Here is a 14041-nt window from a genome sequence, read left to right as displayed (position 1 = left end):
ACGGAAATGTACATTATCTTTGGTTGAAAGGGAAAAAAATTTTTGTTTATTTATATGTATAAGTATGGAAGAAATGGTCATAATAAGTGATAACAGTTTTATGCACAACACTGTTAACAGCCTTACTCTTTTTGAGTAGGGCGTTTTTTTTTATATGTGGGCGTTGGATGTATAGGAAAAAGAATTTTTCTATTAATAAGTGCAAGCGATTTTTCCTTCAATTATTACAGTTGCGAAACAAGCAGCAGTTTTTATTGCGTTATTATGGAGTTTAGGTGTGTTTGGTTAACATAAAAGAGAAAAGCTAAAAGTCAAAATGGTATAAAAATTTACAAATACGATAGAGATAAATAACTATTTATACTTTTTGGTTGAAAAACTTCTGAAAGCTAAATTATAATTAAAATTATAGTGGTACCTTAATTAAGTGGTTTTTTCATAAAGAACCTCAATTTAAGCATAATCAAATTTTAGGAGATAAAAATTATGAATACACCTGCAAGCCAAACAAATCAAGCGTTCACCAGAAATAACCCATTTCAAGCTAAAGTTCTTAAGAATATTAACCTAAATAGCACAGGTTCAAATAGGGAAACAAGACATCTGGAATTATCTTTAGAAGGATCAGGAATTACTTATAATCCAGGTGATGCTCTAGGTATATACCCGGAAAATGATTCAGTATTGGTAGAGTCCCTGCTTCAAGAAATGAAGTGGGATGGAAATCAAAACATTGTTATAAATAAAACAGGTGATCAGCTTCCTTTAAAGGATGCTTTAACAACATACTTTGAAATTACTTTATTAACTAAGAAAGTATTACAGAACTTTTCTAAAATGGTTGATAATGAGAATTTAAATAGTCTTGTTGCTATAGAAAATGCTTCAGCTTTAAAAGAGTATATGTATGGTCGGGATTTATTAGATATGATTCAAGATTTCGGACCATGCCAAATTGAAGCTCAAGAGTTTGTGACATTATTAAGAAAGATGCCGCCGCGCTTGTATTCGATTTCTAGCAGTCAATCGGCTCACCCAGATGAAGTTCATTTAACAATCAGTGCTGTGCGATATACATCTCACGGCAGAGACAGAAATGGTGTTTGTTCTGTTCAATGTTCAGAACGAACTTCTGAAGGAGATACACTTCCTGTCTACATTCAGGCGAATAAACACTTCGGACTGCCAGAGTCAAATGAGACAGATATCATTATGGTTGGCCCAGGAACGGGAATTGCTCCTTTTCGCTCCTTTATTCAAGAACGTTCTATTAACAAAGGCAGTGGAAGGACTTGGCTGTTCTTTGGGGCGCAACATTCACAAACAGATTTCCTTTATAAAGAAGAGCTAGAAAAACACCAAGAAAATGGGGTTCTTACAAAATTAACTACAGCTTTCTCTCGTGATACAGATGAAAAAGTTTATGTCCAAAATAAAATGCTGGAATCTAGCAAGGAATTATATGAATGGTTACAAGGTGGAGCGCATTTTTATGTTTGTGGTGATAAGGAATATATGGCTAAAGACGTTCATAACACTTTGATAGAGATATTCTCAAAAGAAGGAAATATGAGTCAAGAAGAAGCAGAAGAAAAAGTGCAAGAACTGCAAAAGACTAAAAGATACCAAAAAGATGTGTATTAATTAGTTGCGATAATGCTAAGTAAATGAGCGTATTTTCCGGGAACATTAATCTAAGATAGATTAATGTTCTTTTTTGTATTTAAAATGTTGATAATATTGTTTTCTTGAAAGAGACCTTCAAGGTGGCAGGGAAAGCAAATGGGTATTAGCTGGTTTTTAAAATATGTAATAAATCCAATTGACACTCTTAGCTACTCGGTGATACAATGTACTTGTAATAAGTAATACTTAATAGCGAGATGGCCAAAGCTATTGAGTAAATAGGTTAGCTAAGGTACTAAGTGATACTGAATATAAGTCTTACATTATAGAGGAGGTGCCGGGCATCGAAAATTTAACGGAAATGCTGAAAGGTTCGTTAGAAGGATGCGTGTTGGAAATCATCAGCCGTCAAGAAACATATGGCTATGAAATTACTCGCCGCCTGAACGACCTTGGATTTACTGAAGTCGTCGAAGGAACGGTCTACACCATTCTAATGCGATTAGAAAAGAAGAAACTAGTGAATATCGAGAAGAAACCATCGGATATGGGACCACCACGCAAGTTTTATTCACTTAATGAAGCAGGCCGTCAGGAACTAACATTGTTTTGGAAAAGATGGGATTTTGTTTCGTCAAAAATTAATATGTTAAAGACAACTTAACGATAAGATATCACGTGTGCATTGTTCTGCTTATTAAAAGGAGGAATAAACATGATGGAATTATTTAAAAAATTAATTGGTGATAAAAAAGAATACAAGATGATGATGGCAAGGGTAGAGGCACTTCCGGAGGACTACCAGTTTGTATTTAAGAAAATTCAAGACTATATGTGGAAATTCTCAGCGGGCAATGGTATGGATATGCTTCATATGCAATATGAATTAATTGATTTATTCGAAGCAGGCTCCGCAGAAGGAAGGCAAGTGCTAGAGATTACTGGGGAAGATGTTGCTTCCTTTGCTGACGAACTAGTGGCTAATGCTAAAACTTATGTCGCTAAATACCGTGAAGATTTGAATAAGAGCATCATTGATCGATTAGGAAAAAAATAAAATTACAAGCGATAATACAGACTGAATAGCTGGTTGAAATCAAAATTTGCCACCTTCGTTATTCAGTTAAATTTTTACGTCAGTACTAAGTATCACTGATTATCAGTCAGACTAAATAGCGGAGTATAATTGGTTGCCTCTACAAAATAACAGATAAATACTTCGCATTGTCTAAAAGGCAGCAGCTTGTGATTGTTGAACAAATCCTGCTGTCTTATAAAAGGAGGAAGAAGAATGAGCAATGCCGTTATTTCTGTAAAAGGATTAAAAAAATCATTTAAAGAGAAGGAAGTTTTAAAAGCAGTCGATTTTGAGGTGAAGCAAGGGGAAGTTTTTGCATTGCTTGGCTCAAATGGAGCGGGTAAGACGACAATAGTCAATATTCTCTCAACCCAGTTGAAATCTGATGAAGGGCAAGTGAGTATCTGCCAATTTGACGTCAGGGGTCAGCCGGAACATGTTCGCCGGAGTATCAGCTTAACAGGACAGTTCGCCACATTAGATGACATGCTCACTGGACGTGAAAACCTAATATTAATTGCCAAGTTGCGGAGAGTTTCTAATCCTTCCGAAGTTGCTGACAATCTGCTTGCAAGATTCAGTCTGCGTGAAGCGGCCAACCTTCGGGCAGATAAATATTCTGGCGGAATGAAACGCCGGCTTGACATCGCCATGAGTTTAATTGGAAAACCAGCTGTTATTTTTTTAGACGAACCGACGACAGGGCTTGACCCTGAAGCACGGCTTGAAGTCTGGGATACTATCAAGGAACTTGCTGGCAGCGGTACGACTATATTGCTTACGACCCAGTATCTAGAAGAAGCAGAACAATTAGCGGATCGTATCGCCATCTTGCATAGTGGAAAAATCATCACTACAGGTACTCTTACAGAATTAAAAGAGATGTTTCCACCAGCTAAAGTGGAGTATATCGAAAAGCAGCCGTCATTGGAGGAAATCTTTCTCACAATCATCGGTAAAAAGGAGGGTATTTAAATGAAAAATAATACTGGGGTGTTACTGGGGCGGTTAATGCGTAATATAATGCGCAGCCCTGACACAATTATTACAGTAGCAATTACACCAATAATGATGATGTTGTTGTTTGTCTATGTGTTTGGCGGAGCTATACAGACAGGAACAGACAATTATGTTAATTATTTATTGCCGGGAATCTTGCTTATGGCTATAGCAAGTGGTGTTGCCTACACATCTTTGCGGCTCTTTACAGATGTGAAAAGCGGTCTGATGGCTCGTTTCATTACGATGCCGATTAAGCGCTCCTCGATATTGTGGGCTCACGTGTTTACGTCTATTTTCTCTAATGCGTTAACAGTTGTGATAGTTATCCTGGTTGCACTCTTAATGGGATTCCGTTCAAGCGCTAATATCTTGGATTGGTTCGCCGTAGCTGGAATCCTGGGATTGTTTACACTAGCATTGACATGGCTAGCGATTATTCCTGGATTGAAAGCAAGTTCTATGGAAGGAGCAACAGCATACTCGTACCCGCTAATTTTTCTGCCGTTTATCAGTTCAGCTTTTGTTCCCACTGAGACCATGCCTAAAATTGTCCGTGCGTTTGCTGAAAACCAACCTGTTACTTCAATCGTGAATACGATTCGAGCTTTCTTATATGAAGAGTCTGTTGGCCATGATATTTGGCTAGCGCTAGCCTGGTGTGTCGGCATTATGGTCCTTGCGTACTTCTTTGCTAGTAAAGAATTTAAACGGAAGCTAGGGTAAGGTACGTATCATCTTACTTTACAGTTCGCCAATACGACTGTTCAGTCAGAAAGACTCTTTAAAGCTTCAACTATTAATTAACATGAAGGGAATTCATAATTTTCTCGATGGATTCCCTTCTATTCTGGAGAAAGTGAAACATTTTATTGTTTTGAGTCGTCAATAGTTAAATCAACCAGAAGGAGATGTTTTATTGCGTAATGATATTAAGCAAAGAGGAATTCCATTCAAAGCGACGTGAGGAAATATTAAGAGAACTTATTTATCTCTATGCAGAAAGTATTAAAATGTTAGCTTATACATATGTGAAAAACTGGTCAGCTGCAGAGGATATCACACAAGACGTATTTATAAAGTGTTATGAAAAAATGGAAGGTTTCAGAGGGGATAGTACATATAAGACATGGCTTTATAAGATTACCCGAAATAAATGTAAAGATTATTTGAAAAGTAGATGGTATCGATCGTTTATTCCTACAGATTTTATGAAAGAAAAGATTGAAACAACGGAGGAACTTTCTACTGAAGATCAAGTAATAAACAAATTTGATGACTTAGAATTATCCCAAAAGGTATTAACCCTGCCGACTAAGTATCGAGAAATTATTATATTATTTTATTATGAAGAGTTAAAAATTAAAGAAATACAAACTTTAACAAATTTGAATGCTGATACTATTAAAACTAGGTTAAGGCGAGGAAAACAAATGCTTCAAAAGAATGTAGAAAGGGGTTAAGGGAATGAGTGAAGATTTGAAGTCTTTAAGAAGGAGTTTGAATAGTACTGTTCTGAAACATGGGAAAATGAGTATTGCTGACAAGGAAAGATTGTATCAAACTGTTATTTATCATAAAGACTCAAAAAAAGGTTTTTCTTTTGCACCCGTACTCTCAATTGCTGCTATTGCTTGTTTTGCTCTTTTTATTGGTAGTTTTGTATTTAAGCAAATGGAAAACACGGAAAATCAGCAAAATCAACTGGCTCTAATTAACAATCAAGAGGAGAATGAAGAAAAAACAAATAGTAAAAGGGAAGAACAAAAAGGTAATAATTCAAATTTAGCAAGTTTTTTATATGAACTAAACCTTAAGCTAAGTGATGCGGCTACAAGAACTCCGATTGGAAAGGATTACGCAACCGAAGTGGGGAGGTCTGCCGAAAATCTTTCTGGTGAATATACTTCAAAGGAGAAAGAGACAACGATTGCAGATAAATTGATGGAAATAGGTTCACTAGGTAAAAGTCTACAAAAGGCAGATAATGATGAAAAAAGAATGGAAGATATTGTAGAGCTACAAAGAGTAGTTAACCAATTGATAATGATTGCAGAAGCTCATGGAATTATAGATGAAAGAAATAATATTATAGAAAAAACTGAATTTGAAAACTTAGATAGTTGGTTAAGCAGTTTAAAAGAAAGTATTCATGCTGATTCCTATGAACCATTTAGTGAACGTGGAGAATATGAAAATGATATAGGCCGTGCTGCTAAAGCATATGCTAAGCATTTTGCAGCGTTAGAGAAAAATACATCTGTAAAAGAGCAGTTAGAGGAAATCGCAGAAATATCCAATCAAATTGAAATAGAAAAAGAAAACGCAAAGAGAACAACATTACTGAATAAATTGGATGGAATGGTTGAGCAACTGTTAGTAGATTAGTAATACAAGAGATTACATGTGGCAGTATAAGTGACAAGAAAAAACTATATTCGTTGGAAAGGCTGGTTTTAAATGGACATTTGGCATGTTGAATCAAGCCAATACAGATTGGATAATCTGTCAGATGAAGATATACATTTGGCAGAAGATTATTTTGGAGTTAAATTACCTGCTGATTACATCAAACTATTAAAAAAACAAAATGGTGGAACACTAATATATAATGCATTACCTTTAGCTTTAAATAGATGGGATGGAGATGACTATTTAGAAATAGATAATCTTCGTGGAATAAAAAAAGATAAAGGGATAATGGAAACAGATTATTTCAAACAAGAGTGGGGGATTAGGAAAAGTAATATTATTTTAATCAGCGGGGATGGTCATAGTTGGTTTGCCCTAGACTACAATCATGGCGAAGAACCAAAGGTTATATATATTGAAACAGATACAGAAAGAATCACCCAAATATATGATACTTTTCAAGAATTCATCAACCACTTATACGTACATGAGCATGATGAAGAGGAAGGCTTAAGAACAACGCCGCTTCCAACAATTGAGGATGCTAGAAAGTTAATTAATAGTACCGAAGAGGATGATATTATAGAGGGTTTTGATATATTTAATTCGTTTATATATGATGAAAGTATCCATGAGGAATATTTTGTTTATGTAATGAATTTTATAAAAAGTGGAAATGAAGATTTAAAAGATTATGCAGCAGAAGCGGTATGGAGAGTAGTAACTGCACAATATGTAATAGATAAATCTTTAATTCAGAAAGTTATTGTTGAACTTAAAAATGATAATGATCCGACCATTCAATATTTTCTTGAAGAAATAGAAGAAACTATTAAAGATATAAATTAACTTCTTAATACAAAAATAAATCTAGTTCATTATTGACTCGTAAAGAAACCACCCTCAACTTAAACGGGTGGTTCATAGTTTTATTAAACAGCTTTATCGTTCTTTTTATCTTCCTTTACCCAAAAGTCCGCATTTTTAATGCCTAAAGGTTCAGGATTAAACACAGGATCTAAGCCTTGCTTTTTCTGTTTTTCATAATCTTTTAGTGCAATAATAGCTGGTTTTGCCAGTATTACGATAGCGATCATGTTAAGCCATACCATTAATCCTAAACCAACATCTCCAAGAGCCCAAGCGAGGCTGGCTGTTTTTACAGTGCCATAAAAGGTTGTAGCAAGTAAAACCAGTTTCAACAAGTCTGAGAATAATCTATTATTTTTATTGCGAAGCAAATAAGTCAAATTTGTTTCTGCGATATAATAATAAGCCATAATTGTCGTGAATGCGAATAAGAAGAGGGCAATTGCTACAAAACCGGAACCAAACCCTGGGATTATACTGTCAATCGCAGCTTGGGTAAATCCTGGTCCTGCCTCTACGCCTTCCACATTATTGACGATCATTGTTCCATTGGGTGCTTCTGTATTGTACATTCCAGTAAACAAGATCATAAAGGCAGTAGCTGAGCAGACAAGCAATGTGTCGATATATACAGAGAATGCCTGTACAAGCCCTTGTTTTACTGGATGAGTAACTTCTGCAGCTGCTGAAGGGTGTGGTCCTGTTCCTTGACCTGCTTCATTCGAATAGATTCCCCGTTTAACTCCCCAGGCAATTGCCATGCCCATCATGCCGCCAAATGTAGCCTCAAGGTTAAAGGCGCTTTTAAATATTAGGGCAAAAACACCTGGCAGTTCTTGAATATTAATGACAACAATGATGATGGATAAAAGTATATAACCAAGGGCCATGATTGGAACAACTACCTGTGCTACATTAGCTATCCGTTTGACACCGCCAAATATAATAAATCCTAGCAGCACAACTATCAATATTCCTGTAATGTATGTAGGAAGATTAAAGGCATTCTTCATTCCAACAGCTATTGAATTTGACTGTACCCCAGGCATTAATATTGCCATGGAGATGATTGCTGCCCCTGCAAAAAGAAAGGCAAACCACTTTGAGCCAATTCCTTTTTCGATATAGTAAGCAGGTCCACCTCTATATTGCCCGTCTTGTTTTACTTTATATATTTGAGCAAGTGTTGACTCGATAAATGCTGTGGAAGCTCCAATAAATGCCATAAACCACATCCAAAACACAGCACCAGGCCCTCCAAAGGCAATTGCGGTTGCAACTCCAGCAATGTTGCCTGTCCCGACCCTTCCAGATAAAGCAATTGAAAGTGCTTGAAAAGAGGAGACACCTGCTTCTGAATTTTTTCCTTGGAACATTAGGACGATCATTTCCTTCACAAGTCGAATTTGAAGGAATCTAGAGACAAATGTAAAAATGAGGCCTACTATTAGTACAATATAAATGACTGGAGTACTCCATAATATCCCGTTAATAAAAGTTACTATTTCTTCCATAAACACACTCCTTTACCACTTTATTTTTTAAAATTCTGAATTATATTATATTTTACTAAAAGCTATAAAACAATAAAAATTATTGCCCTATTGTAAAGGTTGAAAACATTTTAATTATTTTTTGGAAAACAGCAAGAAAACCTCTCAATAAAAATACATGGAAGATTTTCTTGTTTATATTATCATTTTGTATGTAGTTATCATGGGTCTATATGGAGAAAGGGTTCATTACGATTATTTTTAATGTCTATTTATAATTAATACATTATAAACATATAGTTATAAAAGGGAGACTAACTTAAAAATTTTTTTAAGTTTTTTTTATAGATAAAAAGGGGTATTAAAGATAAGTACTTGAATGGAATTTGGTTTTAGGATAAAATGGTGCAGATAAGAATTGAAGTTACGAAAGTTAAATGATAATGTGAGTAAAAAATGGAGGAGCCTGTCACTAGGGGATAACTATGCCCTAATGACAGGCTTTTTTTATTGTACTTTTATAAAACTTTATTAACTCTAACATATTCTCTTGATTGAAAAGAGGCATGCATTTTACTTTGAAAAACCTTTTCTAGTTCATTAGTAGTTGGGATTAGGGCTTCCATTTCTAAAACATGAGTGAGTAAAGAAGTTTCACGTTTCTGCTTTTCAGCCAGTTGCCAAAAACTTAAAAAAAGTAAAACAAGTATAAAAATAGAGATAGATTTTTTCCATTTTATCCTGATCTGCACCACCAGTATTAGGTTTGGTTTATAGGCAGTAATTTATACAAATTACCAATCTATATAGGTTTTCACATATTTGGTTAGTCTGAAGAAGACACTACTAAAGAGTCACAACGTAGGATTATTAAGAAAAACATAATTTGCTGTTCCTGTTTATAACAATAGATATTTATATTAGGGGGGATTTCTTTGTCTTTGCTTCATTTAGCGGTAATTTCACCATTCTTACTTGCTATTTTTGTACCTATCCTGTTTAAGGTTTTTAGGCGAGTACATACGGGGTGGTTTGTTCTTACATTGTCAGTTCTTTTGTTCAGTTATTTTTTATCTTTTATATCAATCACCTCTGCTCAACAAACTGTCACCAAATCCTTTGCTTGGATTCCATCTCTAGGAATAGACTTTACGGTTAAGGTCGATGGTTTAGCTTTGTTATTTGCACTTTTAATTACAGGTATTGGTTCTTTAGTGGTTCTTTATTCTGTGTATTACTTACAAAAGGATAAAGAACAGTTAAATAATTTTTATGTATATTTGCTGCTGTTCATGGGAGCAATGCTCGGTGTTGTTCTGTCAGATAACTTGATTGTTTTGTATACTTTTTGGGAATTCACTAGCTTTTCTTCCTTTTTACTAATTGGCTATTGGTACAAACGTGAAAAATCACGGTATGGCGCCCAAAAATCAATGCTGATTACTGTTTTTGGCGGACTTTCCATGTTAGGAGGTATCATTCTACTCTACGTAATGACAGGGACCTTCAGCATTTCTGCGATCATTCAGCAATCGCCAGAACTAATGACAAATCACTTATTTATACCAGCAATGCTTTGTATTTTACTTGGAGCTTTTACAAAGTCAGCTCAATTTCCATTTCATATTTGGTTACCTGATGCTATGGAAGCTCCAACGCCTGTAAGTGCCTATCTTCATTCAGCAACAATGGTGAAAGCGGGGATTTATTTAGTAGCGAGAATGAGTCCAGTCTTTGCTGAAACGGCTCTATGGGTATGGTTAGTAGCAGGGTTTGGGATTGTCACATTGTTTTGGGGTTCTTTCTCAGCAGTTAAACAAACAGACTTAAAAGGCATCCTTGCCTTTTCAACGATTAGTCAACTCGGGATGATTACGACATTGCTTGGTATTGGTGGAGCTGCGTTACACTTCGATTCTATTAAAGACAGTTATTATATGGTCGCTACAGCAGCAGCTGTATTCCATTTAATTAATCATGCCACCTTTAAGGGTGCTCTATTTATGGTAGTTGGAATTGTCGATCATGAAACCGGAACAAGAGATATCCGTAAGCTTGGTGGATTAATGCCATTCATGCCAATTACCTTTACTGTTGCGATTATTGGGACGTTTTCGATGGCTGGTCTTCCGCCTTTTAATGGGTTCTTAAGTAAGGAAATGTTTTTCACTGCTATGGTACGTGTGTTAAGCATGGATATCTTAAATATGGAAACGATTGGAATACTGTTTCCTGTTATCGCGTGGATTGCTAGTATTTTTACTTTTGTGTACAGCATGATTTTAGTATTCAAAACGTTCACTGGCAAATTTCAGCCTGAGAAGCTTAAGAAAAAGCCGCATGAGGCTCCAATTGGCATGTTAATTCCACCGGTTGTTTTGGCTTCACTTGTTATTGCATTTGGATTTTTTCCTAATGTTCTTTCAAATACCATTATTTCACCAGCCGTTTCTGCTATCATGCCTGACTTTGCAGTCGATGTTCATATTTCATTCTGGCATGGTTTTAATACGGAGCTATATATGACTATTGGTGTTATTGCAATTGGTTTCTTGCTGTACAAGACTTATCCAAGATGGAGAGAGGTTTATAAGATTTTCCCTGAGAAACTGTCCTTAAACCATCTTTATGATGGTGCATTAAATAGGACAGAAAAGGTTTCTCGCAGAATAACCAGCAGTATCTTAACGGGATCTTCTAGAACGTATCTTCTCTACTTGTTTATATTTTTTATTCTTATTCTAGGAACTACGTTATTTATAAAGGATGCCTTTAAGTTTGATACAAGTAATATATCAAACATTCATATTGCTGAGGTCATCCTTGCTGTCGGTATTTGCATTGTAGCGATAAGCATTCTTTTCGTTAAATCACGATTGACTTCAATTATTTTATTGGGAGCGGTTGGCTATTCTGTTTCCTTATTTTTTGTGATATACAGAGCTCCTGATTTGGCATTAACTCAACTTGTTATTGAAACAATATCTGTTGCGTTATTTTTGCTTTGTTTTTATCATTTGCCAAAGCTAAAGAAGCGCGAAGAACGAATTTCGTTTAAATTAACAAATGCCCTTATTTCTATAGGGGTCGGAGCCATTGTTATTCTGATTGGCTTATCAGCACACAGCAATAAGTTATTTGATTCGATTGCACACTATTATATTGAAAACACGTATAAAGAGGCAGCGGGGAAGAATATGGTAAATGTCATCTTAGTTGATTTCCGCGGACTTGACACCATGTTTGAAATTACTGTCCTGGCAATTGCTGCAATTGGTATTTTTGGATTAATTAAGCTACGCCTTAAGGGAGGGAAGAAAACTGAAAACAAATGATGTAATTTTACAAACCACAACGAAAATCGTATTATTTATCATTCTTATCTTCTCTGTGTTTATTTTCTTCACAGGTCATTACACACCAGGAGGAGGCTTCGTAGGGGGGCTATTAACATCTGGAGCTATTGTATTATTACTATTGGCTTTTGACTTAAAGACGGTAAAAAAAATATTGCCATTTAATTATATGTACATGATTGCAACAGGGCTTCTTTTTTCCATTGGAACAGGAGCAGGGGCATTGCTTTTCAACATTCCCTTCCTTACGCATGCGTATACGCATATAGATATTCCAATCTTAGGAGACCTTTCCCTGCATACAGCTACGATTTTTGATTTAGGTGTTTTCTTAGTAGTTGTAGGAGTAACAATGACTATTATTCAAACGATTGGAGGAGATGAATAATGGAAATAATCATGATCTTTGTTATTGGGATATTGTTTATGTGTGCAACCTATTTAATGCTTTCCAAAAGTTTGCTGCGCATTATTGTAGGAACTGGGTTATTAAGTCATGGAGCTCATTTGCTTATTTTAACAATGGGAGGCTTAAAAAAGGGAGCTGCGCCATTACTTGGGGAAAATGCAGAAACCTATACAGACCCAATTCCTCAGGCATTAATTTTAACGGCTATTGTCATTAGTTTTGGGGTAACAGCCTTTTTCTTAGTTTTAGCCTATCGTGCGTATCAAGAGCTTGGTACTGACAATATGGAAAAATTGAGAGGAATGGATGGCAATGATTAATTTTTTACTTTTACCCATACTAATTCCTTTAATTACGGGAGTTATTCTGATTTTCTTTTCGAAAAACGTTATTGCTCAAAGGTGGATTTCAAGTATATCCTCCATTTTAAATGTAATTGTATCTGTCCTATTAGTACAAAAGATTAGACAGGATGGTATACAAACACTGGATGTTTCTAGCTGGGAAGCTCCATTCGGAATTACGCTCGTATCTGACATGTTATCAGCATTGCTTGTGCTTACTACTAGTATTGTTGCATGTACTACTCTCCTTTACTCTTTCCGAAGTATTGGAGAAGCGCGGGAAAGGTTCTATTACTATCCATGTTTTAACTTTTTAATTGTTGGCGTAAATGGTGCATTTACAACAGGAGATATTTTCAATCTGTTTGTATTTTTTGAAGTGATGTTGATGGCATCTTATGCCCTTATTGTACTTGGAGGAACAAAAATACAACTGCGTGAATCTATAAAATATCTTCTTGTGAATATTATTTCTTCTGCTTTATTTGTTATCACAGTTGCTTATTTGTATTCAGTTGTTGGGACACTGAATATGGCCCATATTTCGGAAAGAATTAGTGAAGTGGGGCAGCCGGGAATTGTAACAGTCATTGCTATTTTATTTTTAGTGGTTTTTGGGTTAAAAGGAGCGGTTTTCCCCTTATACTTCTGGCTTCCAGGTTCTTACTATGCTCCGCCTATTCCCGTAATGGGGTTATTCGGGGCTTTGCTGACAAAGGTAGGGATATACTCGATTATGAGAACATACACTTTACTTTTTTATCATGATACTGGCTATACTAGCAAGATTTTAGCCATTCTGGCCATATTGAGTATTATCTTTGGTTTAATTGGTGCACTTGCTTTTTCGGACATCAAAAAAATTATTATTTACAATATTATAATTGCAGTTGGCGTTATTCTATTTGGTATTTCTGCGATGACACCAGATTCGCTTACAGGTTCGGTGTTTTATTTAATTCACGATATGATTATTAAAGCCACGCTATTTCTATTAGTAGGTATTATGATCAGTATTACTGGAACTAGTAATTTAAAAGAGATTAGTGGACTGATTAAACAATACCCTGGTTTAGCCTGGACCTTTTTCTTAAGTGCATTATCCCTTGCAGGAATTCCTCCTTTAAGCGGTTTTATCGGAAAGCTTTTAATTGTAAAAGGTGGTTTTGAAGCAGAGAATTACCTTGGTGCTGCTATTGTATTACTATCTAGTCTTCTAATATTGCTTTCGATTATGAAAATTTTTATAAATGGATTTTGGGGTACACCTCGTTCCTATGATGGGGAGGAGAAAGTACCAGTGAAGACTTTAATGATTGCACCAATAATCCTAATTATGATTTCGATTCTTTATGGTGTTGGAGCTGAAGCGGTTTATCCGTATATCTCACAGGCAGCTGAGACATTGGTTAAACCAGAAATTTATATTGATGCAGTTTTAAAGGAGTGATAAC

General features: G+C 35.5%; 14 protein-coding genes. 12 read left to right on the top strand and 2 right to left on the bottom strand.

Features of this window, described 5'->3' with window-relative positions; translation table 11 throughout:
- The first annotated feature begins 486 nt into the window (after positions 1 to 486).
- The 8 genes from ACLIJJ_RS21545 (at position 487) to ACLIJJ_RS21510 (ending at position 6964) form a co-directional block, all read left to right on the top strand.
- Positions 487 to 1644 carry a sulfite reductase subunit alpha gene (locus ACLIJJ_RS21545; RefSeq protein ID WP_341080305.1) on the top strand — a complete coding sequence of 386 codons (1158 nt, stop codon included), beginning with the start codon at positions 487 to 489 and terminating at the stop codon, positions 1642 to 1644.
- A gap of 325 nt (positions 1645 to 1969) precedes the next feature.
- The gene (locus tag ACLIJJ_RS21540; protein ID WP_233317292.1) at positions 1970 to 2290 is read left to right on the top strand and encodes a PadR family transcriptional regulator; all 321 of its coding nucleotides are present in this window, start codon (positions 1970 to 1972) and stop codon (positions 2288 to 2290) included.
- Positions 2291 to 2341: 51 nt separating this feature from the next.
- On the top strand, positions 2342 to 2683 hold the full coding sequence (locus ACLIJJ_RS21535; protein WP_233317221.1) for a DUF1048 domain-containing protein: 342 nt from the start codon (positions 2342 to 2344) through the stop codon (positions 2681 to 2683).
- Positions 2684 to 2917: 234 nt separating this feature from the next.
- Positions 2918 to 3679, top strand: coding sequence for an ABC transporter ATP-binding protein (locus ACLIJJ_RS21530; protein WP_411411629.1), 762 nt, complete (start codon positions 2918 to 2920; stop codon positions 3677 to 3679).
- On the top strand, positions 3680 to 4429 hold the full coding sequence (locus ACLIJJ_RS21525; RefSeq protein WP_237943735.1) for an ABC transporter permease: 750 nt from the start codon (positions 3680 to 3682) through the stop codon (positions 4427 to 4429).
- A 200-nt stretch (positions 4430 to 4629) separates the two neighbouring features.
- Positions 4630 to 5166: a sigma-70 family RNA polymerase sigma factor gene (locus ACLIJJ_RS21520; protein WP_411411628.1), complete on the top strand. Its 537-nt coding sequence runs from the start codon at positions 4630 to 4632 to the stop codon at positions 5164 to 5166.
- 4 nt (positions 5167 to 5170) lie between these two features.
- Positions 5171 to 6091 carry a hypothetical protein gene (locus ACLIJJ_RS21515; protein WP_411411627.1) on the top strand — a complete coding sequence of 307 codons (921 nt, stop codon included), beginning with the start codon at positions 5171 to 5173 and terminating at the stop codon, positions 6089 to 6091.
- A gap of 72 nt (positions 6092 to 6163) precedes the next feature.
- Complete coding sequence (locus ACLIJJ_RS21510) at positions 6164 to 6964, top strand: SMI1/KNR4 family protein (protein ID WP_411411626.1); 801 nt, start codon at positions 6164 to 6166, stop codon at positions 6962 to 6964.
- 83 nt (positions 6965 to 7047) lie between these two features.
- Here the strand turns inward: ACLIJJ_RS21510 and ACLIJJ_RS21505 are convergent, their stop codons facing one another.
- A complete protein-coding gene (locus ACLIJJ_RS21505) occupies positions 7048 to 8499 on the bottom strand; it encodes an alanine/glycine:cation symporter family protein (protein ID WP_411411625.1) in 1452 nt (483 codons plus the stop codon).
- Positions 8500 to 8996: 497 nt separating this feature from the next.
- Complete coding sequence (locus tag ACLIJJ_RS21500; protein ID WP_411411624.1) at positions 8997 to 9230, bottom strand: hypothetical protein; 234 nt, start codon at positions 9228 to 9230, stop codon at positions 8997 to 8999.
- Between the two features lie 183 nt (positions 9231 to 9413).
- Here ACLIJJ_RS21500 and ACLIJJ_RS21495 point away from each other — a divergent pair, with 183 nt between their 5' ends.
- Genes ACLIJJ_RS21495 through ACLIJJ_RS21480 form a run of 4 tightly spaced genes read left to right on the top strand, consistent with a single transcriptional unit; the run spans position 9414 to position 14037 of the window.
- Positions 9414 to 11813, top strand: coding sequence for a Na+/H+ antiporter subunit A (locus ACLIJJ_RS21495; RefSeq protein WP_411411623.1), 2400 nt, complete (start codon positions 9414 to 9416; stop codon positions 11811 to 11813).
- Positions 11800 to 12222, top strand: a complete 423-nt coding sequence (locus tag ACLIJJ_RS21490) for a Na(+)/H(+) antiporter subunit B (RefSeq protein WP_233317291.1) — start codon at positions 11800 to 11802, stop codon at positions 12220 to 12222. The genes ACLIJJ_RS21495 and ACLIJJ_RS21490 overlap by 14 nt, the downstream gene beginning before the upstream one ends.
- Positions 12222 to 12563 (top strand): Na(+)/H(+) antiporter subunit C, encoded by a 342-nt coding sequence (locus ACLIJJ_RS21485; protein ID WP_233317213.1) that lies wholly within the window; start codon positions 12222 to 12224, stop codon positions 12561 to 12563. Before ACLIJJ_RS21490 ends, ACLIJJ_RS21485 begins: the two co-directional genes overlap by 1 nt.
- Positions 12556 to 14037 carry a Na+/H+ antiporter subunit D gene (locus tag ACLIJJ_RS21480; protein ID WP_411411622.1) on the top strand — a complete coding sequence of 494 codons (1482 nt, stop codon included), beginning with the start codon at positions 12556 to 12558 and terminating at the stop codon, positions 14035 to 14037. Before ACLIJJ_RS21485 ends, ACLIJJ_RS21480 begins: the two co-directional genes overlap by 8 nt.
- Positions 14038 to 14041: the final 4 nt, after the last annotated feature.

Origin of the sequence: Niallia laureatilytica, assembly GCF_046613985.1 — a bacterium.
Taxonomy (GTDB): Bacteria; Bacillota; Bacilli; order Bacillales; family Cytobacillaceae; genus Niallia.
Note: the sequence above shows the minus strand (reverse complement) of the source record. Positions and strands in the feature narration are given on the sequence as shown.

Coding starts and splice junctions, on each gene's coding strand:
- ACLIJJ_RS21515 (WP_411411627.1), top strand. CDS start 5,171: ATGAGTGAAGATTTGAAGTCTTTAAGAAGGAGTTTGAATAGTACTGTT.
- ACLIJJ_RS21525 (WP_237943735.1), top strand. CDS start 3,680: ATGAAAAATAATACTGGGGTGTTACTGGGGCGGTTAATGCGTAATATA.
- ACLIJJ_RS21535 (WP_233317221.1), top strand. CDS start 2,342: ATGATGGAATTATTTAAAAAATTAATTGGTGATAAAAAAGAATACAAG.
- ACLIJJ_RS21480 (WP_411411622.1), top strand. CDS start 12,556: ATGATTAATTTTTTACTTTTACCCATACTAATTCCTTTAATTACGGGA.
- ACLIJJ_RS21530 (WP_411411629.1), top strand. CDS start 2,918: ATGAGCAATGCCGTTATTTCTGTAAAAGGATTAAAAAAATCATTTAAA.
- ACLIJJ_RS21520 (WP_411411628.1), top strand. CDS start 4,630: ATGATATTAAGCAAAGAGGAATTCCATTCAAAGCGACGTGAGGAAATA.
- ACLIJJ_RS21510 (WP_411411626.1), top strand. CDS start 6,164: ATGGACATTTGGCATGTTGAATCAAGCCAATACAGATTGGATAATCTG.
- ACLIJJ_RS21545 (WP_341080305.1), top strand. CDS start 487: ATGAATACACCTGCAAGCCAAACAAATCAAGCGTTCACCAGAAATAAC.
- ACLIJJ_RS21485 (WP_233317213.1), top strand. CDS start 12,222: ATGGAAATAATCATGATCTTTGTTATTGGGATATTGTTTATGTGTGCA.
- ACLIJJ_RS21505 (WP_411411625.1), bottom strand. CDS start 8,499: ATGGAAGAAATAGTAACTTTTATTAACGGGATATTATGGAGTACTCCA.